Origin of the sequence: Paenibacillus sp. cl141a (genome assembly GCF_900109305.1) — a bacterium.
In the GTDB taxonomy this organism is placed as follows: domain Bacteria; phylum Bacillota; class Bacilli; order Paenibacillales; family Paenibacillaceae; genus Paenibacillus_AQ; species Paenibacillus_AQ lautus_A.
In genome coordinates this window covers 359,036-381,926 of sequence record NZ_FNZO01000003.1, presented here as the reverse complement: position 1 = coordinate 381,926, position 22,891 = coordinate 359,036, and the positions used below count along the sequence as shown (strand labels likewise).

The window sequence follows — 22,891 nt, the reverse complement described above, 5'->3', positions numbered from 1 at the left end:
AGGACTTAAACCAGAAAGAAGTGAGCCACCGGGCTTCACTTCTTTTTATACATCACCTGCGATATTCGTATTTCCTGCGGGATTCGGACAGCAAATCTCTGCAGATTTATTCCTCATTCAAAAAGGCACCCTGACGGGTGCCTGTGTCTTGATATATGGCGAAGATGCTCGTTGCACGACAGCCTAAGCGATTTCCGGCGCCAGCTCCTCGCGGTATGCCGCAAGCGACTGATCCACGATGACCTGTATGAAATCGGGATCGATATCCTGGATCCAAGGCATGGCGTTATTCCAAGCATTTTCCTCGATTTGAAGCGCGAGCTGCCTCTGATCCCATTCATCCACCGTTTGATCCATCCGGTCGCACAGCTCTGTCAGGGTCATGTCCATTGAATGGCCCAGCTCATGCGCGAATACCACCGCAAAATAGGCATGGAACGGCTCAAGCGTGCCAAACAGCTGCAAGCACTGCTGGCGTATGACTTCGGTATACATCGTCACGCTGTGCGAATGCATCACATATTTTCCGCCGATTAACCGGCCCCCTGGAAAATACGCCTCCATCTCCACGGTGACACTGCTGCCCGACCGACGTAGAAGCTCTTGCGTAATTCGGTTCAGTTCGGACTTATTCAATAATGATCATGGCTCCCTTTAAAGATATAAACATAAACATCATTATAAAAGAACCATATGAAATTGCAATATTAAATATGCCTGCCCGCTGACTCTCAACCAACCAAAAACCTTAACCGATGCGGGCTGACAGACATGGGTGCCGACGTCTACATATCGCCCCCCATCCATATTGGCCAATCCACCGATCCCATCATCAGCTTGATCAAAAAAGCCCTTACATACGCTAAATCATCCCAAAACGAACTTTACATTCTCTTCCCATAATAATTGAACAGCAAGATCCCCAACACAATTTGGAAAATGAAAACACCTGCCAATACAGTCACCACAATGGGTTCTACACCGACCAGACTGAATGCAAGGGTCACAGCCATAAGAATATAAAACATAGTAATGTTTGTTTTCCAGCCTGCTTTTTCCTTCAATCGAATGCTGCGTTCATCCTGAACATCGATCTTCTTCTGTCTTAATCGTTCAGCATACATTACCTGATTAGAAGACTTGTTCATCCATAACATGTACACCGTGTTACCCAAACCCAGAACGAGAAGAACGGAACCTGCACCGACCATTAAACCGGAAAGTCCGCGTAATGCTTCACTTCTAAGAACAAATCCACCAATACATGTGATAACCAGACCTGCCAGGGCCAACAATACATATACCCATTTACTGGTCGTTTTCATTCACTTGCTCCTCCTCATAAACAAAGATATCTTCAATGCTCATGTTAAAATAACGGGCAATTTTGAACGCAAGAATAATAGACGGATTGTAACGACCGTTCTCCAGTGAGCCAATCGTCTGTCTGGATACCTCCAATCTGTCCGCAAGTTCCTCCTGCTTGATCCCCTGTTTCTTTCGGATTTCTTCCAGTCTGTTCTTCAATCGTGATATCCCCTCCAAAATGGAAAGTTAACTTTCCATGAATATATCAAACCACCTCCCCTATGTCAAGCAAGCTTTCCATTGCTCTCTGCATTTCACCGGAACCTATCGTATAGTTGTCTGTAAGCTCCAGGCTTCCAAGGTAAAAAAAGAAGACCCACTTCACACTGAATGGGTCTTCTTATGATGGCAATCCTTGCCTCGTTATCCGGCTTCATGCTGTTCGCTGAATTGGCTGTTGTACAGGTCCGCGTAAAAGCCGCCTTGGGACAGCAGCTCTTCATGGGTTCCCTGCTCGATGATGCTGCCCTTGTTCATGACCAGAATCAGGTCGGCATCCCGGATCGTGGACAACCGATGCGCGATGACAAAGCTGGTCCGGTCCTTCATCAGCTCATTCATCGCTTTCTGGATATAAAGCTCCGTCCGCGTATCCACGCTGCTGGTAGCCTCATCAAGGATGAGAATGGACGGGTTGGCGAGAATGGCCCGCGCAATCGTCAGAAGCTGTTTCTGCCCTTGCGATATATTGGAGGCTTCCTCGTTCAGAACGGTATCGTAGCCCTCCGGCAGCGTCCGGATGAAATGATCCGCGTGAGCCGCTTCTGCCGCCCGGATGATCTCTTGTTCCGTGGCGCCTTCCCGTCCGTATCCGATATTATCCCGGATCGTCCCGTTAAAGAGCCAGGTATCCTGCAGCACCATACCGAACAGGCTGCGCAGTTCACTGCGCCGAAGAGCCGTTATATCCGTGCCGTCTATCGTAATTTTGCCCTGATTCAGCTCATAGAACCGCATCAGCAGATTAATGAGCGTGGTCTTCCCTGCACCGGTCGGACCGACAATCGCGACCGTTTGTCCGTGCTTCACGTCCACATTCATATTTTCGATGAGAAGCAGGTCCGCTTTATAGCCGAAACTCACGTTCTCGAAGGTCACGTCGCCAAGCGGCTGCTTAAGCTCGGCGGGAGCCGTATGCTCTGATACCTCTTCTTCCTCGTCAAGCACTTCGAATACGCGCTCTGCCGAGGCTACGGTGGATTGAATGACGTTCGCGATGTTCGCAAGCTGAGTAATCGGCTGCGTAAATTGGCGCGAATATTGAATGAAGGCCTGAATATCCCCGATCTCGATTGCCCGGCGGGTAACCAAAACACCGCCGACAACGCTGACGATCACATATCCGATATTGCCGACAAAACTCATGAGCGGCATGATGGTGCCCGATATAAACTGGGCTTTCCAACCGGCATCATAGAGTTTGTCGTTAACCTCGTCGAATTGCTCCATGGACTGCCGTTCTCGGCCGAAGGCCTTCACTACTTTATGACCGGTGTACATTTCCTCCACATGTCCGTTCAGCTGGCCCAGATGCTTCTGCTGGGCCACGAAATGCTTCTGCGAGCGCTTGGCAACCATGATGGTCACCACCACGCTGAGCGGCAGGGTCAGGATAACGACCAACGTCAGCAGCGGACTGATCGTGAGCATCATGATGATGACGCCGACCAGCGTGACCACCGACGTAATCATTTGGGTCAAGCTCTGCTGGAGCGTGCTGCTGATATTGTCCATATCGTTGGTCACCCGGCTCAGCGTTTCCCCATGCGTGCGGGCGTCGAAATATTTCAGCGGCAGGCGGCCGAGTTTGTTGTACACATCCTTACGCAAATCATACACGGTGCGCTGGGCCACGCCGGCCATGACATACTGCTGGATGTACGCAAACAACGAGCTTAAGAGATATAGTCCTGCTAGCCAGAGCATAATCGTCCGAATGGCGTCAAAATCGATTCCGGCACCCGGCACGCCTTGCATCTTGGCCATGAAGCCTTTGAATAGGATCGTGGTGGCATCCCCCAATATTTTCGGGCTCACGATGCTGAATATTGTACTGAGAATAGCTGCGATCAAGACGATCAGCAGCTTGCCGGTATGCGGCTTGAGATATCGCGTTAACCGGCGAAACGTGCCTTTGAAGTCCTTGGCTTTCTCCCCTGGCATCCCCGGCCCGTGCGGTCCGCCGCCAAAGGGACCGCCCGGGCCCCGAGGATGTCCTCCCCGTTTCTTCTCACTCATGCGATCTCCTCCTCTGACAGCTGCGAAGTGACGATTTCGCGGTACACATCGCTGGAAGCCATAAGCTCCTCATGCGTGCCGATGCCGGCAATGCGTCCCTCGTCCAGCACGATAATCCGGTCGGCGTCCATGACGGTGCTGACCCGCTGAGCAACGATCAAAACGGTGGCCTCCGTCGTTTCCTCGCGAAGCGCTGCGCGAAGATTGGCGTCCGTCTTGAAATCCAGTGCCGAGAAGCTGTCGTCAAACACATAAATCTCGGGTCTGCGAACCAGCGCCCTTGCAATCGAGAGCCGCTGCTTCTGTCCGCCGGATACGTTGCTGCCGCCCTGCGAAATCTCGGCATCGTACCCGCCTTCCATGGAGGAGATGAAATCGGCGGCCTGGGCAACCTTCGCTGCATGCCGGATCTCCTCGTCCGTCGCATCCTCTTTGCCGTAGCGGATATTCTCCGCAATGGTCCCTGTGAAGAGCAGCGCCTTCTGCGGCACGAATCCGATCCGGTTCCGCAGATCCTCCTGCATCATGTCGCGGATATCGGTTCCGTTGACGAGAATCCGGCCCGACGTCACGTCGTAGAAACGCGGGATCAAGCTAATCAGCGTGGATTTGCCCGAGCCGGTTCCGCCGATGATCGCCGTGACTTCGCCCGGCCCGGCGTGGAAAGAGATATCGGATATGGCGGGCTCCTCCGCGCCCGGGTAATAGAAGGTCACATCCTGAAATTCGATCGATCCCTGCTGCACGCCGGCACCGCTCGGCTGTTTCGGATCGTGGATCTCAGGCATCATGTTCAATACTTCATTGATCCGGACCGCCGATGCCTGTGCTCGCGGAATCATGACAAACATGACGGATAGCATGATCAGCGAGAACATGATCATCATCGCGTATTGGAGAAACGCCATGAGGTCGCCGACCTTCATATGTTCGGCATCTATGCGGTGGGCTCCGAACCAGACGATCGCCAGCGTGGCAAAGTTCATGACCAGCATCATGACGGGCATCATCGCCCCCATGATTTTGTTGACTTTGATCGAAGTGGCCGTCAGGTCCTCGTTCGCGTCGTTAAAGCGGACCGTTTCATGGTCCATCCGATTGAAGGAACGGATGACCCGGATTCCGGTCAGATTCTCCCGCAGCACCCGGCTCAGCGTATCGATCTTCACCTGAATCGCTTTGAAGAGCGGAATGCCTTTTTTGGCGATCAGGAAAATAGCAAGTGCCAGAACCGGCAGGACAATCAGCAGCACCGTCGTCAGTCCGGGATCTCTCGACACGGCCATCACGATGCCCCCAATACACATCATCGGCGCAATCGCCATCATGCGAAGGATCATGATCGTGACCTGCTGCACCTGCGTAATGTCGTTTGTCGTACGGGTAATCAGCGAGGCCGTGCCGATCTTGTCGAACTCCTGCAGCGTGAAATTCTCGACATGGGAGAACACGCGCCCGCGAAGAATCTTCCCGAATCCGGTCGCCGATTTGGATGCCAGATAACTCGCGGCAATAGAGCAAATCATGCCCCCCGCCGCAACCAGCAGCATAAAGCCGCCCACGCGCCAAATATAAGGGACGTCTCCCTTCACGATGCCGATATCCACGATGTCCGCCATCAAGGTTGGCAAGTACAGATCAGACAGACACTGGAAAAATGTGAACAGCAGGACCAAAATGACTGCTGTCCGGTACGGTTTCATATAGTGAAACAGCTTTAACAAATCCCCCACCCCTACTCGTTGTCTGATATCATTTCGTTTGATTTGCGTTTTTGTTCATGAAATTGATATACCTTCGTCAGCAGCTCCGTCAGTTTGACGCTGTCCTCTTCCCCGAGGAAATCCACCAGCTCGTTAAAGCTGTTCTTGACGTTCTGATAGGTTTGCTGGACAACGCGGTTCCCTTCCTCCGTCAGCTGCACGCGGACCGCACGCCGATCCTGCGCATCCATCACCCGCTCCACCAGCCCTTTGCTCTCCAGTGCATTGATGAATTGCGTGATCGTGGGCGACGTAACATTCATCATGCTGCTGATTTCGGACACTTTCATGCCCGGACCAGCAGGCTCGATATGATGTTTAAGTCCCATCAGGACGCGAATCTCACCTGGTGTATACCCTGAAATCAAGTGCTGATCCCACTCCTGCTTGTGGAACATGCGTATGCTGTACAAGAGCCTGCCGGCAACGCTGTCCTCCCGCCTGCCGCCCTTCATGCATGGTCCTTCCCGCGAATGTTGATCCTCGTTCCCGTTCATTTCTTTATGTAAATCTGGATGCTGATCCTCTGCCATGGTCCACCTCTTCTCGGCAACGGCTCGAATAAATAGATAGATTGCCAATTTATTTGGTTACCTAACTATATACCCGGAAGATAACCGAAGTCAAATCGACTCCGGCCTTCCCTTAACCTCCATTATTCATCATCGTACAGCAGCTGCTGATATGCCCCTTTGCGGCCTCGGTCGCCCTTGCGCGACGACTTGCCCGAGCTCTTGTTCTGGCGGCGTGTGCTTACCCTCTCTTTACGGGCGATATGGGCCAGCTCCCGCTCCGTCTTCTTGTAATTCGCATATCGCTTGGCATCCAGCGTTCCGTCCTGCAGCGCTTCCCGGACCGCACAGCCGGCCTCCGTTTCATGCCGGCAATCATGGAACCGACACTGCTGCGCCAGCGCGGAAATATCCGCGAAGGCCGCCTCGAACCCTTCTTCCGAATCCCACAGCTGCAGCTCCCGCATGCCCGGCGTATCCACCATGATCGCGCCTCCCGGCAGCACGAAAAGCTCCCTGTGCGTCGTGGTGTGCCGTCCTCTTGCGTCCTCCTCGCGTATCCCTTGAACCCGCTGCATCTCCTGGCCGGACAGCCAGTTCAGCAGCGTCGATTTGCCGGCACCGGAGGTACCCGTAATGGCGACCGTTTTCCCTTGCACCAGATACTCTCCAAGCTGCTCCTTGCCTTGATCCATCAAGGAGCTTACCGCATGGACCGGCACGCCCGGAGCAACCGCCTCTACCTCCGCGACGTACGCTTCCGGCGATTCGCATAGGTCCGCCTTGGTGAGCAGCACGACCGGTGCGGCTCCGCTCTCCCAGACCGCAATCAGATAGCGTTCAATCCGGCGAACATTAAAATCCTTGTTGAGCGCGTTAATGATAAACACGGTATCCATGTTAGCCGCAATGATCTGCTCATCCGGCACGCTTCCTGCCTCCCTGCGCGTAACGGCGGACTGACGGGGCAGCAGATGATGAATGACGGCGCGGGATTCGCCCTGCAGCGGCTCCACCATGACCCAATCGCCGACTGCGGGGAAGTCGCTTTTGCTGCCCGCTTCGTATTCATACTTGCCTGTGACAATGGCCGTCTGCTCACCCTCCTGGGTGATAATGCGGTACTGCTTCGAGAATTGGGCCGTAATGCGGGCCGGCACCAGCGCCTTGTCCTGCTTCGGGATCTGAGCGGCCATCAAACGCCAATGTTCATTCCATCCATAGGCTTGCAACGTTGTCATGTCTTGTTTAGTCAAATTCGTGATATCCCCTTATCGTTGTTGGATTGGTTGTTAACAAATGATCAAACACAAAAAAAACCGCAGATTTGTATCCGCGGCTGATCTGAAACTATGCAGGAAGAAGGCATTGATCCTCGGCGGCCTAACCGCCAAAGATCATACCGGAGCCTTGCATAGACACAAAAAACCCGCAGGATACCAAGCACGGTCTCCTGCGGGTTCTTAGGTACGGAGATGAAGACATGTTAAACCCAATGCCTTACACCCCGGTTACCATTAGAATTTCCCGTCCAAAGAGACCAACGTCAATGCGACCCATCCACTATGCATCATAACCATTTGACATCAGCCTCCTTCAGCTTAATTAATATATCCGTATTATAGGGGTCGTATTTCCAGGTGTCAACATCCCATGAAAAAATTAGATGCGCCTGTAATGCCTCCACTCCTCCGGCAGCAACATCCCGTACTGTCGATTCAGAAAGCGGTCGTCAACGAGCGTCAGCGTCCCGCTGTCCTGCTCGGATCGGATCAAGCGCCCTCCGGCTTGCAGCACTTTGTTCATGCCGGGGTAAACGTAGGCGTAATCGTATCCCCTCTTGCCGGTACGATCAAAATAATCCTTGATGATATCATTCTCGAAGGATAGCTGCGGCAACCCTACACCGATGACCACGACGCTCGAAAGCCGTTCTCCCTTCAAATCGATGCCTTCGGAGAAAATACCGCCCATCACGGCAAAGCCGATCAGCGGATCCTCCGCATCGGCCTGGAATGCATTCAGGAACGCCTCCCGCTCCTCCTCGCTCATTCCATGCCCCTGGAGCAAGGTACGGGCTTCCGGGTTCATTCTGGCAAACGCCTCGTGAATATCCTGCATGTAGGGATAGGACGGCAGGAAGATCAAGGTATTTACCGGTTTTTCCTGAACCAGTGCACTCAGCATCCGAACGATGGCCTCGCTGTTGCGCTCCCGATCCTTGAAGCGCGTTGATAACGGCAAAATCCGAACATCCAATTGCTCGGAAGAGAAGGGCGAGGGAATCGATAGGCTGTAATCCTCTTCCTCGCCTCCGAGCATGTCGCGGTAATATCCGAGCGGCATGAGTGTTGCCGAGAAGAATACGCTGGAGCGGTAGTTTTTTCCCGCCTGCTGGAGCAAATACGAGGGGTCCAGGCAAAACAGCTTGAGAAACACCTCGCTCCCGCTCATCTCCGCATACGTGACAAAGCGGTCGTCATACAGCTTGGAGATGCGCAGATACCCCTGAACGGCAAAATAGCATTCCAAAAGCGCATCGGCCTCATCCCCGCTCTTGCCGGTCATCAGTTCGGCCTCTGCCTGAAGCGAGAAATCCTCCAGCAGCTCGACCATCATCTCCGGCTGCTGGGACCCGACGATCCGCTCTTCCTCCTCGCTGACCTTGCGCAGCACCTTAAAGCGGTTATTCACCCGCTTCGCCGTGTTGTAAAGCCCGGGATTGCTCTCTTTGTACGCTCTTTGCAGCTCCAGGAACGCGGACTTATTCAGCTCGGCCGAGAACATCCCCCGCGCCCGGTCGACCAGGTTGTGCGCCTCATCTATGAGCAGCACGCTGCGCTTCTTCACGTCCTCCGGCATCCGCTTGAAGGAGACGCGCGGGTCGAACACGTAGTTGTAATCGCAGATGACGGCATCGGCGGCGTACGCGGCATCCAGCGAGAATTCAAACGGGCATACCGTATGCTTGCGGGCATACTCTTCAACGACAGGCCTCGTGATCAACGTTTCATTCGAGAGCAAATCCAGTATGGCGTCATTAATCCGGTCATAGTAGCCCTCCGAGAACGCGCAGCCCATCTGGCTGCAGCCCTCCGCTTCGCTGAAACAGATCTTGTCCTTCGCCGTCAGCGTGACTGTATGCATGCAGAGCCCTTGACGCTCCATGCGTGCCATGGCTTCCTCCGCGGTGGTTCGGGTAATCGTCTTGGCCGTCAGGTAAAAAATCCGGGATAACAAGCCCTCGCCGATCGCTTTGACCGAAGGAAACAGCGTGGATATAGTTTTGCCGATGCCCGTAGGGGCTTTGGCAAACAATCTTCGTCCTTCCCCGATGCTTTTATACACGGCTCCGGCCAGCTTCCGCTGTCCCTCGCGGTAGGCGGGAAACGGAAACTTTAGTTCGCGGATGCTCCGGTCCCTCCGCTCGCCATGCTCCCGCAGCAGGTTGGCGTAAGGCGCGTAGGCCGCCACAACCTCAAACACAAAGGATTCCAGCTGAGCGAAGCTCCATTCCTGCACGAACTGCTTCCGTTCTCCGCTCGGGACCTGGAAGTAGGTCAGTCTCACGGCCATCGTCGGAATTTCATGCAGCTTCGCGTACATATAGGCATACATTTTGGCCTGAGCCCAATGAACCGGGTACGTGTGCTCCGTAATCTCGCCCAAATCGCCGGAGGTCGACTTGATCTCGTCGATCATGATCCGCTCGTTCTCTTGAATCAGGCCGTCGCAGCGACCTTCCACCACAAACAGCAGATCCTCGTAAGGAATCTCCGCTTCAAGCTGAACTTCCTTCTGATCGTTCTCGCCATAGTCGCGCTGTACCTGTTGATGCGCACGGGTTCCCTCGGTCAGGGACGTCGCCGTGCGAAAACCGGAGGTAATGCTGCCGCTGCGAAAGACATATTCCACCAGCGGCCTGACGGATATTTGGATAGTATGAGGCATGATGGTCTCCTTCGTTCATGTTCTATATGAAGGGTATTATACCAAACATTCGTTCCGGAATGCGAAGTATCCGCGGGCATTCGATAACAAAAAAAGCGTGCAGACGGCCTCCTGGCAGGATGGCGTCTGCACGCTGTACGCATATGCAGCAGATGCTTATGGGGATTTCTTTTGCATCTGGTCGAGGCTCTTGAATTCGTAGCCCCGGTTCCTTGCTTCGTCAATGATCCGTCCCAGCGCCTCCGTGTTGTCCTTGGAGATGGAGTGCAGCAGGATTACGGCGCCGGGGTGGAGCTGCGCGGTCACTTTATCGTAAGCATACTGCGCGCCGCGCTGGGACTTCACGTCCCAGTCCATATACGCGAGCGACCAGAAGACATTGGTGTACCCCAGCTGCTTGCTGGTCGCCAGGGACCGCTCATCGAAAATGCCGCGGGGCGTGCGCAAATATTTCATGTCCGGCTGGCCGGTGATGCGCATAACCTCCTTCTTCACCCGTTCGAGCTCCTCGGTCAGCTTCTCTGCCGAGATGGTGGTCACGTCCGGATGATTCCAGGAATGGTTGCCGATAATATGGCCTTCCGCCGTCATCCGTTTCAGCAGGTCTTCCTGTGTCTTTACATAATGTCCGGTCACGAAAAAGGCGGCAGGCACCTTCTTCTCTTTAAGCGTATCCAGAATACGGGAGGTATACCCGTTCTCATACCCGTTATCAAACGTAAGATAAAGCTCCTTCTGCTCGGCATCGCCCATGAAGACGGCATCGTATTTTTGCAGAAGCTCCTTGAAGCCTTCCTCATTGATCGAGGGCAGCTGGCCGTTGACGCTTTTCTTAAATCCAAAGTGAAACGGACCGCTTCCGCCTGCCAAAGCTGCTCCGGAGATGGACAGCATCACCGCCAAGCTCACAAGAAGCATAAGGGCCGGCCGAAGGATACCACGTTTCTTCATATCCGTTCTCTCTCCTTCATTGTTGTGATATGGATCGACTCCCCTGATGAAAGACGTACCAAGGGTGGTATCACCTAATATCCCACAAATCGGAGCAAACTATGTGTCAATCCAGGACAGTCCTGCTTTCGGATGCGGCGGCATGTTTATGTGATCTTGATCAACCGGCCCTTCTGATGGCTCTGCAGCGCATATTCGATCATTCGAATGACATTGCGGGCTTCTTCAGGCTGGACAGGCAGCGAACCGCCTTTAAGGATTGCTTCGGCCAATCCCTGGTAAAAAGCTTGATAGCGTCCCGGCAGCGTCTCGATCTCCCCTTGCACCGCTAGCCCGCTCAGCTCGGTAGCCAGCTCCCCGTATTGGTCCGGCTGGTCTTCGCCCCAGCCCGCGTCCCCGGGATGCATGCCCTGCTTCAGCTGGCCTTCCTGCGGATCCGTTCCATATTTCAGGAAGCTTCCCTTATCGCCATGCAGCTCGAATTTCGGCCCTGCCTGCCGGACCAGCGAACCGGAATGCAGAATGACGCGAAACGTCTTATAACCCAGCACCAAATGAAAATAATCATGGGCTTTGGACCCTTTGCGCTCCGTTCTCAAGTCCGCCCAGAGCGTCTCCGGCAGGCCGAACAGGAACAGCGCCTGATCAATCAGATGCGAACCTAAATCATACAAGATCCCGGATCCGGCCATCGCCTGCTCCCTCCACCGCTCCGACTGAACTTCCGGACGGTAGCGGCTGAACTGCGACTGATAGATGGAAAGCTTGCCTAAGGCTCCCGTCTCCAGCAGATTGCGGACGGTCAGAAAATCATTGTCCCAGCGCCGGTTGTGGTACACCGTCAGCAGCACGTCCTTCTGCTTGGCCAGATCAATCAGCTCGTCCGCTTCGGCGGATGTTACGGTAAACGGCTTCTCGACGACCACATGCTTTCCGGCCTCGATGGCTAACCGGGTATATTCATAATGCGTTGCATTCGGACTCGTTATGATGACAACATCGATATCCGGAATGGACAAGAGCTCATCCACGCTGTCAACAACGGCCGTATCGGGCATATCCTGGTGGACCTTGTCCGGATCCGATGATACAACCGTGTGCACCCTGTAATCCGGCACGCTTCTAAGAATAGGTGCATGAAACACCGACCCGGACAGGCCGTAGCCGATGATTCCCGCTTGTATTGCCATAACGCAAGCCTCCTCTTCCCATGGTTCTATGTTGATTCGATATGTATCGCTTGGTTTCCTTGCAACATCTTAACATTCCGCAAATATTTTACAACCTGATACGGGAAAGCCGCCTGCACGTCATTCTTGTGCAGGCGGCTTCGCTATTCCGTGCTGTCCGCGTTTGCGGGACGGCGCTCTAAGGCCGGCAAAGGATTAATACGGGTCTGCCTCGTGACCCATACGGTTCGCATCCTCTACGGCCTGCTCCCGGGCGGTCTCGTTCGACGCCTTCCTTGCCTGCTCGAGCCCTTCCCGTACGCGGCGCCCATAGTCCTCATCCGCATTCGTGAAATATTCCACCATCTTGTCTTGAATCCGGATATCGCATTGGATCAGCGCACCCACGAGGTTGTTGATCAGGTCGTTTCGCTCCCATTCCTCAAACGCTCGGTACGTATCCCCGGCCTGCTTGAAATCCAGCGTGCGGTCCAGCTTCTGCCGCACGAGGTTGGCATCGTAATGCGGCTGATGCGGCTTCGCCGTCTGCGATGCTTCCACCAGCCCATCCGTCATGGATGGCTCGTAGTCCACATGCGGGCTTTGACCAGGCGCCTTATCCACGAAAAAGGACATCTGTCCGCCCCGCTGATTGGTAGCGACCCGTTTCTTCGGCGCATTGATCGGCAGCTGCAGGTAGTTCGTTCCTACACGATGCCGCTGGGTATCCGAGTAGGAGAAGGTACGCCCCTGCAGCAGCTTGTCGTCCGAGAAATCAAGCCCGTCAACGAGCACGCCCGTGCCGAAGGCCGCCTGCTCCACTTCGTTGTAGTAGTTCTCCGGATTTTTGTTCAGCACCATTTTGCCTACCTTCAGGAACGGGAATTGATCCTCCGGCCACAGCTTCGTCGGATCCAGCGGATCGAATTCCAACTCGGGATGCTCGTCGTCGCTCATAATTTGCACGCACAACTCCCACTCCGGGTAATCCCCGCGTTCAATGGCTTCGTACAGATCCTGCGTTGCGTGGCTGTCATTCATGCCCTGAATCTTGTTCGCTTCTTCCTGCGTAAGATTCTTAATCCCCTGCTTCAGCGGTTCCCAATGATATTTGACGAGCACGCCGGTGCCTTCTGCATTAACCCATTTGTATGTATTCACACCGGAGCCCTGCATTTGGCGATAGTTGGCCGGAATGCCCCAAGGGGAATACACAAACGTAATCATATGCGTCGCTTCCGGGGAACGGGACACGAAATCGAACATGCCTACGGGACCCGGAACGTTGGATACCGGATCCGGCTTGAACGCATGGACCATATCCGGGAATTTGAGCGGGTCGCGGATAAAGAATATTTTCAGGTTGTTGCCGACCAGATCCCAGTTTCCCTCCTCGGTGTAGAATTTCACGGCGAACCCGCGCGGATCCCGAAGCGTTTCAGGCGAGCCGGAACCGTGGATTACGGTTGAGAACCGGACAAATACCGGCGTGCGCTTGCCTTCAACCTGGAACTGCTTGGCCCGGGTATACTTGGAAACCGGCTCGTCACCTACTTTTCCATAGGCTTCGAAATATCCGTGCGCTCCCGCACCTCTGGCATGCACGACGCGCTCCGGAATGCGTTCGCGGTCAAAATGCGTGATTTTCTCCAAAAAATGATAGTTCTCCAGGGTCATCGGCCCCCGATTTCCGACCGTTCGCACATTCTGATTATCCGAAATAGGATGTCCCTGCCGGTTGGTCAGCGTATCCTCCCGCTCCGTCTCGCCCCGATTCTCGGCGTATCCTGCCCGTTCTTGGTTTATTCCATGATTAGCATCATGATCTTGGCCACTCACGAATGTCTCTCCTCCTTGGTTATAAATCTTGTAAATGGGTTCTCTTTACTATGGATATTATGTCCAAGGCGTGAAAATGTATGAAATGCCCTTCAATTTATAACAAACTTACGCATGCTCGCCCAGCAGGGAACGCGTAAAGCTGATCCATTCCCTGACGGCAAAGGACAGGTAGCGGTCTTTTCTCCAGATCATTCCGAGCTGCCAGGGGATCGACGGATTGTCCAGCGGCAGTATCGTCACGCGCGAAGAATCGATCTCTTTGCATATCGTTTCGGGAAGCAGCGCGATCCCCAGATTGGCGGCAACCATGCCGCTGATGAGATCCCACTGCGAGCTTTCGTAGACCACCCGCGGCTCAAAGCCGGCGCTGACGCACTCGCGGATAATCCGGTCATGGAGCGTAAAATCCTCACGGAACAACACAAACGCCTCGTCAGCAAGCTCACTCAGGTGCACATGCTCCCTTCCGGCCAACCGATGCGACGGATGCAGAAGCAGATTCAGCTTCTCTTTCACGAAGGAATAATAATGGAACACGTCTTCATTGACAGGCAGCACAGCGACGCCGATGTCCGTCTGGCCGCTCTCCACGTCCGCCTCTACCTTCTTGGCGCCGTCCTCGATCAGCTGAATGGTAATCTTCGGATATTCCCGGTGGAACTGCCCGATTACTTCAGGAAAAAAGCTTGAGCCCACCATGGGCGGAAGCCCGATGCGCAGATGGCCGCGCTTCAGATTCATGAGATCTTCCAGCTCGGCCGATACCCGCTGGAAGGATTCCACCATCTGCTGGGCCTGCTGGTACATGATGTGGCCGGCGTCGGTCAGCTCAATCCGTTTGCCCTGACGATAGAACAAGGTAACGCCCCACTCGTCCTCCATGTTGCGAATCGTTTTGCTGATCGTCGGCTGCGTAATGTACAGCTTCTCTGCGGCCTTGGTGAAGCTCTGGTTCCTCGCTACCTCAAGAAAATACTCCAGGTGCCGTATGTCCATTCCCGATGCTCCCTTCATTTTGGCTATGTATAGATAAATGGAATACTTATCATTCGATATATGCATTTTACCTATGAAAATTATCGTTGTAAAATTTCAATAACAATGAAAATAAGGAGGCCGGTCATGGTCAACATGTTGAAAGGAACGCTTCAAGTGGCCGGATTCATGCTTCTTTCCTTAGGGATGGATCAACTGGCCGCCTGGCTGAATATAGGAATTCCGGGCAGCATTCTCGGAATCGTGGTCGTGTTTATCCTTCTCGAAACCAAGATCCTCCGTCTGGAGTGGATCGAGCTTGGCGCCAATTGGCTTCTCGCCGAACTCCTGCTGTTCTTTATCCCCGCCGCGGTCGGGATCATGAAATATTTCCCGATGCTGGAAGCCGAAGGGCTCCAGATTCTGGTCGTCGTTTTGTTCAGCACCGTCATCGTGATGGTAAGCTCTGGGCTGACGGCCGGCTTCATCTCATCCAGAAAGGGGCGTAAAACGCCATGAACATCCTGCTGACCGTCATCCTCGGCCTGCTGTTAACGGTCGGGATTTACGTGGGGGCCAAAAGGCTGTATCGCCGCCTGCCGAAGGTTTATTTATCGCCGCTCCTGATCACGCCGGTGCTGATTGTTGTGATATTGACACAAACGGGCGTATCCTATGAATCATACAATGAAGGTGCGCAGTGGATCAGCAAGCTGCTCGGACCGGCCACGATCGCTTTTGCCGTACCGCTGTACAAGAACTTCCAAACCCTGAAGAAACACGCGGCCGAGATTATGCTCAGCGTGCTGACGGGATCGGTGCTGGCCATGTTATCTTCCGCGTTTCTCGCAAAGTGGATGCACCTGAACAGCTCTTTGGCTACGAGCCTGGTCCCGCGCTCCATTACGACGCCTATCGCCATGAACGTATCCGAGGTGATCGGGGGCGTTCCGAACATGACCGCCGTCTTCGTCATTATGACCGGGATTCTCGGATCCATGATCGGACCCGCCGTCATGCGGATCTTCCGGATCCGGGGCGATATCGCGAGAGGGGTTCTGTTTGGGACCAGCGCCCACGGAACCGGCACCTCCAAGGCATTCGAATTCAGTTCCCTCTCGGGAACCATATCCAGCATTTCGATGATCGTCGCCGCGCTCATCACCCTCGGAACCGCACCGCTGATCATGTCCTTTCTTTATTAATATTTGCTAAAACTCTGACAAAACCGGCGATGACCGGTTTTTTCGTTGTCTTTTTGTGTTGTTATAGGAAACTTTGGGACTTACTTTAACTCTTTGACAACCTCCTCCGAAGAGGTCATAATAAATTCTGTTCATTAGTTTTGTTAAATAAATGGTATACGAAACGTAAATCTACAGTAAGAATAACGTCTATGTATTCTTAAAAAACGAATAGCCGCCGAAGTTTTGCGAACAGGTCTGTGGCGGCCCTGAAAGGAAGGCGATACAGGTGTTCTCCACCTCGCGGTTTCGGTTAACGATTACGAAGCCATTTATATTTTTCTCTGTTATTATGCTGCTCAAAAGCTACCTGGCCTGGACGGTCATTTTTGATGATGTCATGCCATGGAAACCGCTGATTACGGAAATTCCTTTTATCTGGCTTGTGTTCAGCTTGATCGAATGGTTTGCTTCCAAGCGAAAGCTGACGGCCTATATGAGCGTTAACCTGCTGCTAACCGCCATCTTTTTTGCAGCCATTATGTATTATAAATATTACGGTGTCATCGTTACCTATCACGCGTTAGAGCAGGTGAACCAGGTAACGGCGGTAAGCAACAGCGTATTCTCCTTGATGGACCCTTACTATCTGCTGATCTTCACGGATATCATCGTGATGTTCGTTCTGTTGTGGCGCAGCGACCGCGTTAAGAACTGGAAGATTCGGCATGCAAAAAAAGAAAAACGCAAAATCATCCCGATTGTTTTTGTTGTCTCTTTAATGCTGTGCCTGTTCCAGATCATGCCGAACCGCGCAAGCATGAACGAAATCGTGAAGGCGCAGGAAATGGGGATTCTGAACTACGAGGCCTATACGATTTTCCAACAGGAGAATAAAGAACTCGTGGATGCCAAAACCATTACCCAGGATAAAGTCAACGCATTGAAAGGCCTGGAAGCGTCCGATAAAGAGGCTCTGCTTACAGGTGTCGCCAAAGGCAAGAATCTGATCATCATCCAGATGGAGTCCTTCCAGAAGTTCTTGGTCGACCTCACGATTGACGGCAAGGAAATTACGCCTAACATCAACAAGCTGGCCCGCGAAAGCAATTACTTTCCGAACTTCTACCAGAACGTCGGTCAAGGCAATACCTCGGATGCCGAGTTTGTTGTGAATACTTCCTTCTACATCCCGCCGCGGGGTGCGGCAACGCAGCATTATGCGGACAGGGTTCTGCCAAGCCTGCCGAGACTGCTGCAAGGGGAAGGATATGATACGGCGACCTTCCACACCAACGTCGTGGAGTTCTGGAACCGCGGGGAGCTGTACAAGGCGCTCGGTTTCAACCGTTATTACGATAAAGCGTTCTTCGGGGAAGACGATAAGCTGTTCTTTGGTGCCTCGGATGACGCCCTGTACTCCAAAACGGCCGCCGAGCTGAAGAAAATGAACGAGGCCGGTAAACCTTTTTATACCCAGGTCATTTCCATGTCGGCTCACCATCCGTTCACGATTCCTGAGGATAAATATCGGATGACCCTGCCGGAGCGGTATGAAGGCACCTTCGTTGGCGACTACATCCGTTCCCAGAATTATGCCGATGACGCACTCGGCAAATTCATCGAGCAGCTGAAGAAAGACGGCGTATGGGATAACAGCTTGATCGTTCTCTACGGCGATCATCTTGGACTGCCGATATACTCCCTGGACCACAAGGATAAAGAGCTGATGCACGAAATTTACGGCCGCGAATATACCTCCGGAGATATGATCAACATTCCGCTTATCATCCATGGCGAGGGAATTCAGCCTGAAGTGAAGGAGCAGGTCGGCGGACAAATCGACCTCTTGCCGACAGTGTCCAACCTGCTCGGCGTATCGATCGACAATCAGCTTCATTTCGGCCAGGATCTGCTGAACCACACCGATAATAATTTGCTGCCGGAGCGGTATTATCTGCCTTCGGGTACGTTCATCAACAATACGACCCTGTACATTCCGGGCATCGGCTTTGAGGACGGAACCAAGCATCCGCTTCCGAATTCGGACGTGAAGAAGACCCAGGCGACCAAGGAAGAATTCGAACGCTCGCTCCAGCTGCTTCATCTGTCCGACAGTTATATCAGACAGCTGCCATACCATAAATAGGCCCTTGCTGCATGGGACAACTCTTCGGAATTCTTGGAGAGTTGTCTTTTTTGTATGCCTGGCGATCATCAGAAACCCTTGATATATAAGGATTTATATAGCCGAGTGCGTCTGTTATTTGACATAGTGGCTTACTTTTTCTTATGATTAATAGCAATATACCTTGTTTTGAAGACCGCGTTCGTGGTGAAATTACGTACAACTACTCAAATCACTTCATATTCATACGCAGACAATTAAGCCATATATTTTTTAGAGCAAATCGATTACGAATTGTAGGAGTGACGATCCGACTTGGACCCCATACGAAGGATAAACAGAATTATATGTTCCACACTTGGCTTACTGCTGATTGCTTCCGTTTGCAATGTTCCCCTAGTGGACATCACCGATTCCGCTGCGGCGACGCAGGGTATGGAAGCGTCCGAAGGCACTCTTCCATCGCCGACGCCGGTACCCAAAAGTCCGGAGCCCGTTCGGTTGATGCTGGAGTCGAAACGCCATGTGTCTCTGCTTTCCTTGCATAACGTTACATGCAACACGAATACCGATATGTTTCTCCTCCTCAAGCACATGCTGCTAGAACCTTTGAAGTTTCGATCGAATTATGTTGACAGCCATGCATAGTAAACGTTGGTTATTAAAAAACTAATTCAGATCAGATAACAAAAAGGATGTGTTTTGTTTGGACGACAATATAGGCTTAAATTTATTCCTAGTCGCTGTACTTATCGCAGCTACCGCTTTTTTCGTTATGACGGAATTTGCTATCATAAGACTTCGTCCCAGCCGGGTAGACCAATTGGTGATGGAAGGGCGCAAAGGCGCTCTTGCCGTTAAAAAGGTAACTTCGAATCTCGACGGATATCTATCCGCTTGTCAGCTCGGGATTACCATCACGGCGCTCGGTCTCGGTTGGCTCGGGGAACCGACCATCGAGAAGATCCTGCACCCGGTATTTGACAGCCTTGCCATTCCTGCGGCAATCGCATCGCTGATTTCATTCCTGCTTGCATTTATTATCATGACTTACATTCACGTCGTTATCGGTGAACTTGCACCGAAAACGATCGCTATCAATAAAGCTGAAGCCGTGTCGTTCCTCTGCGCGACGCCGATCATATGGTTCAACCGGATTATGTACCCGTTCATCTGGCTCTTGAACGGATCGGCCAACAAGATCGTTCGCCTGTTCGGCATGCATCCGGCAAGTGAACATGAAGAGGCTCACTCGGAAGAAGAACTCCGCATGATTCTCAGCGACAGCTATGAGAGCGGAAAGATTAACCAAGCCGAATACGGTTATGTAAGCCGAATTTTTGCTTTTGACGACATGCTTGCCAAAGAGATTATGGTACCTCGTACCGACATGATCTGTCTGTATGTTGACAAGCCGCTTGCCGCCAACCTGCAGATTATCAAGCGCGAGCAGTACACCCGGTTCCCGGTTGTCCGCGGAGACAAGGATCAGATCGTCGGCATGGTGAACACCAAACAGTTCTTCCTGGAGTTTGATGACAATTCCAATATCGACTTGACCAAGCTGATTCATCCCGCCATGACGGTATCCGAAGCGATCCCGATCAAGAAGCTGCTTCGAAAAATGCAGCAGGAAGGCACGCATATGGCCATCCTGATCGACGAATACGGCGGTACGTCCGGCATGATCACGATCGAGGATATTTTGGAGGAGATCGTCGGCGAAATCCGCGACGAATTCGACGAGGATGAAGAACGCGAGCTGACCCAGCCTGAGCCGAACCGCATCATCGCAGACGGTAAGGTATCCATTAACCGGATCAACGACCTGCTTCATACGGACCTGAGCACCGATGACCTGGATACGATCGGCGGCTGGCTGTACGGTCATAACTCCGAACTCGCCAAAGGCGATACGTGGAGTTACAATGACCTGACGTTCACCGTCATCGAGAAGAAGACCCATCGTTATACGAAGCTGCAAATCGTCAAAGAAACGCCTGAAGAAGCGGCGGAGGAAGCCTCTGCCGTTGCAGCGGCCAGCGAAAGCAACGAATAGACAACTAGATGACCAAGCCGCCATGCAGCCCTTACCGGGTATGCATGGCGGCTTTTGATTTGGTGGATCGCATTTTAACACTTTAACAAGTTATAACTCTGCTGTAATATAGAAATTATCTAATTTCTAACGTATTGGGGGCAGCAAGTCATGAATCGTCAAATCGCCATCATCGGAAGCAGCGGCGGCAATCTGTACAATCTCGGCGGCAAAGACCCGCGCAAACTGCTGGATGAGATATTGATGCAGCTCGATAGCGCCGGCCTTTCCTGCGGAGCCCTGCAGTTTATCGCTGCCCAGGTCTCCATGGATACAGCCAAGGATACGACGCCTGCGGCTCTTTACAGCTGGAGCTCTTCCCAAGGAGAGCCCATCATTGTCGCTGAAGGCACCCTTCAGCAGGTCAATCAGGCGGCCGAGCGTCTGGACCGGGAGATTGCCGAGCAGATTGAACTCGGCGAAATTGACGGCATCATCGTCATGAGCGCCGACCCGGAGGGCAGCAACCGGCATGCCATTGAGGCGGCTGCCAAATTCCGCCTGCCGGTGACCGGTACGGGCGGAACCTCCATGGCCATCATCCAAACCAAAGGCGCGCATGTCATTGCGGCTTCGGGCACAACCGGAACCACCAACAGAACGCGCGCGGTCACCTTTGTCACTTCCCTCAGCAAGCATTGGCGGCTTACGTACCGGCCGGTCATCGGGAATGCGTCCGCAAATATCCATGCGGCGTCCGGCAGCTCATCTCCATGGCGAAGAATCAATATTCGGGGCATCATGATGGCGTCCCTCCCCGGTTTTATCGGCATGGCCCTGATCCTGGCGGTCAGCAAAATCCCGGGGTTATCTTCGTTGACCGAAGTGTTTGACCTGCTGATCAAGGCGTTGCCGGTCATCGTTGCCGTCATTGCGGCCAAACAGGTCTCCGAGCTGGACGAGGTGTCCATCGTGGCGGGCATCGTGGCAGGCGTCCTGTCCGTCGAAGGTGGCATTATCGGCGGCATTATCGGCGGGATCGGCGCAGGCATTATCGTCCATTACATATTCCGTCAATGCGTGGAGTGGCGTTTCCCCGCTACGACGGTCAACATTGTTGCCGGCGGCGTGTCGGGACTGATTGCCGGTTTGCTGGTCTACTTCCTCATTGCGCCGATTGCGCTGAGCGCAGGGCAAGGCATCCGCTTCCTGATTGAGACCCTTGTCTCCTGGAGCCCCGCCATGGCCGGGTTGATTGCCGGCCTGTTGATCTGGCCCGCCATCATCGGCGGCGTCTATCATGCCGCCATCCTGCCGATTGTGCTGCTGGAGATGGAGACAACCAGCAACAGCTTCCTCGGCGCGGTCGATATGGTCGGCTTGGTGATGGTATCCGCAGGCATCACGCTTGCCAATATTATCGCTCCGCGAGATAAGGGAGAAGCCGCGGTCGCAGCCCCCGGATTCGCCATCAACATGGGGTTTGGCACCTTCGTTGAAGCTGCCTATCCGTTCATGTTTTCGAACAAGCTTGTATTTGCCGGAGCGATTGCCTCGGCTGGACTTGGCGGCATGCTCGTCGGTTTGTTCGGGGTCCGGGGGACAGCCTATGTGCCCTCCTTCATCGGGCCTATTACATCGAATAACACGATGGGCTTCCTGATTTCGATGGCAGCCAGCCTGCTCTGTTCGTTCCTGATCACCTTCTTCGTGAACAAGCTGTCCGGTTACCGGGATGCCAGGAATACCATGAGCATGTAATGCGAAGCTGGTTCCACCCTATGCATAGGTGCTTCTCCATGACATAAGAAGTCCCCTCAAAAAAAGGACGGATCAAGCGCATCAGCTTGATCTGTCCTTTTATCATGTATGTTCACTGCCACTCCCATCGGCTTCCCCATAATGGCGCAATACTTGACCTTGCGGCGCTCGATTCCTTGTTGACAGCTGCGGGCCAGCCTGAATCAAGGTTCCTAAAGGGCTTACATTCGCAGGCTTGTCCTTATTTTCTTACGAGAACGGGCTAACCAATGGATCAGAAAAAGAGTCTATATAGTAGATAGGCTCCCCATTCGGCTGCCTACATCCATTCGGTATGCAAGGAGGTTATGACGATCGAGAAATTCAGAAGGATATCGCTCTTCGCACTGACCAGCGTCCTGTTAGCCGCTTCCCTCATCTGGCAGGGCGAACAAGCAGCCGCTAACGAAGCGGAAGGCTATTACGTAAACGTCGGCGGCACCCATATAAAGGACGTCCATGTTCGCAAAAGCAAGGCGTACATTCCGCTCAAATCCTTAGCCGATGCAATGGGATACGAAATCTCGTATACGCTGCAGGAGGAGCTGGACAACTTTCATCAATATGACCTGAAAGCGGCAAGCGGTCCCCCAATATCGGTATGGGGAAACGACAGCTGGGGATATACGATCGTACGGCGTGCTACGCAAGAGATGAGCGTGAACGATATCGACATTTATAAACCGGTGAGGCTGTGTGCCGAAGAATCGGACCACTGCAAGCTGGACAAGAGCAAGTACGACGGTCCCCTGTTCATAAAGAACACCCTCTACGTCCCTGTCCGCGACATGGCCAAGGCATTGAACTTAAAGCTGACCATGACCAAGACGCCGAAAGGACGAAACATCCAGCTGTCCCTGCATTAACGAAGGCTCCCTTCAAATGTTGGATCATGCATCATCAACAAGAAGCCAGGCGAGTTATCCACTCCGCCTGGCTTCTGAATCTAGAATCAATTTATACTCCAGCAAA

General features: G+C 53.1%; 17 protein-coding genes and 1 pseudogene. 6 read left to right on the top strand and 12 right to left on the bottom strand.

Annotation, left to right across the window (positions count from 1 at the left end):
- Positions 1-183: 183 nt before the first annotated feature.
- The 12 genes and pseudogenes from BMX45_RS11685 to BMX45_RS11630 form a co-directional block, all read right to left on the bottom strand.
- A complete protein-coding gene (locus tag BMX45_RS11685; RefSeq protein ID WP_090909828.1) occupies positions 184-636 on the bottom strand; it encodes a hypothetical protein in 453 nt (150 codons plus the stop codon).
- 248 nt (positions 637-884) lie between these two features.
- Positions 885-1,325, bottom strand: a complete 441-nt coding sequence (locus BMX45_RS11680) for a hypothetical protein (protein ID WP_090909827.1) — start codon at positions 1,323-1,325, stop codon at positions 885-887.
- Entirely contained in the window at positions 1,309-1,527 is a 219-nt protein-coding gene (locus tag BMX45_RS11675) for a helix-turn-helix transcriptional regulator (RefSeq protein WP_090909826.1), read from the bottom strand. Before BMX45_RS11675 ends, BMX45_RS11680 begins: the two co-directional genes overlap by 17 nt.
- 204 nt (positions 1,528-1,731) lie before the next feature.
- Positions 1,732-3,606 (bottom strand): ABC transporter ATP-binding protein, encoded by a 1,875-nt coding sequence (locus BMX45_RS11670; protein WP_090909825.1) that lies wholly within the window; start codon positions 3,604-3,606, stop codon positions 1,732-1,734.
- Positions 3,603-5,330, bottom strand: coding sequence for an ABC transporter ATP-binding protein (locus BMX45_RS11665; protein ID WP_090909824.1), 1,728 nt, complete (start codon positions 5,328-5,330; stop codon positions 3,603-3,605). The genes BMX45_RS11670 and BMX45_RS11665 overlap by 4 nt, the downstream gene beginning before the upstream one ends.
- Before the next feature lie 11 nt (positions 5,331-5,341).
- Positions 5,342-5,902: a MarR family winged helix-turn-helix transcriptional regulator gene (locus tag BMX45_RS11660; RefSeq protein ID WP_090909823.1), complete on the bottom strand. Its 561-nt coding sequence runs from the start codon at positions 5,900-5,902 to the stop codon at positions 5,342-5,344.
- A 122-nt stretch (positions 5,903-6,024) separates the two neighbouring features.
- A complete protein-coding gene (gene rsgA / locus BMX45_RS11655; protein ID WP_254778039.1) occupies positions 6,025-7,122 on the bottom strand; it encodes a ribosome small subunit-dependent GTPase A in 1,098 nt (365 codons plus the stop codon).
- 421 nt (positions 7,123-7,543) lie between these two features.
- Positions 7,544-9,832, bottom strand: a complete 2,289-nt coding sequence (locus tag BMX45_RS11650; RefSeq protein ID WP_090909821.1) for an ATP-dependent DNA helicase — start codon at positions 9,830-9,832, stop codon at positions 7,544-7,546.
- A 156-nt stretch (positions 9,833-9,988) separates the two neighbouring features.
- Positions 9,989-10,783 carry a delta-lactam-biosynthetic de-N-acetylase gene (gene pdaA / locus BMX45_RS11645; protein WP_090909820.1) on the bottom strand — a complete coding sequence of 265 codons (795 nt, stop codon included), beginning with the start codon at positions 10,781-10,783 and terminating at the stop codon, positions 9,989-9,991.
- Between the two features lie 146 nt (positions 10,784-10,929).
- Positions 10,930-11,973: an oxidoreductase gene (locus tag BMX45_RS11640; protein WP_090909819.1), complete on the bottom strand. Its 1,044-nt coding sequence runs from the start codon at positions 11,971-11,973 to the stop codon at positions 10,930-10,932.
- A 195-nt stretch (positions 11,974-12,168) separates the two neighbouring features.
- A pseudogene (locus BMX45_RS11635) lies at positions 12,169-13,722 on the bottom strand (catalase); the annotation flags it as partial.
- A gap of 177 nt (positions 13,723-13,899) precedes the next feature.
- The gene (locus BMX45_RS11630) at positions 13,900-14,790 is read right to left on the bottom strand and encodes a cidABC operon transcriptional activator CidR (protein ID WP_090909817.1); all 891 of its coding nucleotides are present in this window, start codon (positions 14,788-14,790) and stop codon (positions 13,900-13,902) included.
- A 126-nt stretch (positions 14,791-14,916) separates the two neighbouring features.
- On the opposite strand from BMX45_RS11630, the gene BMX45_RS11625 reads away from it, so the two are divergent.
- The 6 genes from BMX45_RS11625 to BMX45_RS11595 all read left to right on the top strand — a co-directional run bounded on the left by BMX45_RS11625 (position 14,917) and on the right by BMX45_RS11595 (position 22,785).
- A complete protein-coding gene (locus BMX45_RS11625; RefSeq protein ID WP_090909816.1) occupies positions 14,917-15,288 on the top strand; it encodes a CidA/LrgA family protein in 372 nt (123 codons plus the stop codon).
- Positions 15,285-15,974 carry a CidB/LrgB family autolysis modulator gene (locus BMX45_RS11620; RefSeq protein WP_090909815.1) on the top strand — a complete coding sequence of 230 codons (690 nt, stop codon included), beginning with the start codon at positions 15,285-15,287 and terminating at the stop codon, positions 15,972-15,974. Before BMX45_RS11625 ends, BMX45_RS11620 begins: the two co-directional genes overlap by 4 nt.
- A 268-nt stretch (positions 15,975-16,242) precedes the next feature.
- Positions 16,243-18,102 carry an LTA synthase family protein gene (locus tag BMX45_RS11615; protein ID WP_090909814.1) on the top strand — a complete coding sequence of 620 codons (1,860 nt, stop codon included), beginning with the start codon at positions 16,243-16,245 and terminating at the stop codon, positions 18,100-18,102.
- A gap of 685 nt (positions 18,103-18,787) precedes the next feature.
- Positions 18,788-20,140, top strand: a complete 1,353-nt coding sequence (locus BMX45_RS11605) for a hemolysin family protein (protein WP_090909812.1) — start codon at positions 18,788-18,790, stop codon at positions 20,138-20,140.
- Positions 20,141-20,290: 150 nt separating this feature from the next.
- Entirely contained in the window at positions 20,291-21,880 is a 1,590-nt protein-coding gene (locus BMX45_RS11600) for a PTS sugar transporter (protein ID WP_090909811.1), read from the top strand.
- A gap of 347 nt (positions 21,881-22,227) precedes the next feature.
- A complete protein-coding gene (locus BMX45_RS11595; RefSeq protein ID WP_090909810.1) occupies positions 22,228-22,785 on the top strand; it encodes a hypothetical protein in 558 nt (185 codons plus the stop codon).
- Positions 22,786-22,891 lie beyond the last annotated feature (106 nt).

What these genes read in the sequence shown, in the direction of transcription:
- BMX45_RS11680 (WP_090909827.1), bottom strand. Translation starts at nt 1,325, where the DNA reads ATGAAAACGACCAGTAAATGGGTATATGTATTGTTGGCCCTGGCAGGT.
- BMX45_RS11670 (WP_090909825.1), bottom strand. Translation starts at nt 3,606, where the DNA reads ATGAGTGAGAAGAAACGGGGAGGACATCCTCGGGGCCCGGGCGGTCCC.
- BMX45_RS11660 (WP_090909823.1), bottom strand. Translation starts at nt 5,902, where the DNA reads ATGGCAGAGGATCAGCATCCAGATTTACATAAAGAAATGAACGGGAAC.
- rsgA (WP_254778039.1), bottom strand. Translation starts at nt 7,122, where the DNA reads ATGACAACGTTGCAAGCCTATGGATGGAATGAACATTGGCGTTTGATG.
- BMX45_RS11650 (WP_090909821.1), bottom strand. Translation starts at nt 9,832, where the DNA reads ATGCCTCATACTATCCAAATATCCGTCAGGCCGCTGGTGGAATATGTC.
- pdaA (WP_090909820.1), bottom strand. Translation starts at nt 10,783, where the DNA reads ATGAAGAAACGTGGTATCCTTCGGCCGGCCCTTATGCTTCTTGTGAGC.
- BMX45_RS11640 (WP_090909819.1), bottom strand. Translation starts at nt 11,973, where the DNA reads ATGGCAATACAAGCGGGAATCATCGGCTACGGCCTGTCCGGGTCGGTG.
- BMX45_RS11630 (WP_090909817.1), bottom strand. Translation starts at nt 14,790, where the DNA reads ATGGACATACGGCACCTGGAGTATTTTCTTGAGGTAGCGAGGAACCAG.
- BMX45_RS11625 (WP_090909816.1), top strand. Translation starts at nt 14,917, where the DNA reads ATGGTCAACATGTTGAAAGGAACGCTTCAAGTGGCCGGATTCATGCTT.
- BMX45_RS11620 (WP_090909815.1), top strand. Translation starts at nt 15,285, where the DNA reads ATGAACATCCTGCTGACCGTCATCCTCGGCCTGCTGTTAACGGTCGGG.
- BMX45_RS11600 (WP_090909811.1), top strand. Translation starts at nt 20,291, where the DNA reads ATGAATCGTCAAATCGCCATCATCGGAAGCAGCGGCGGCAATCTGTAC.
- BMX45_RS11595 (WP_090909810.1), top strand. Translation starts at nt 22,228, where the DNA reads ATGACGATCGAGAAATTCAGAAGGATATCGCTCTTCGCACTGACCAGC.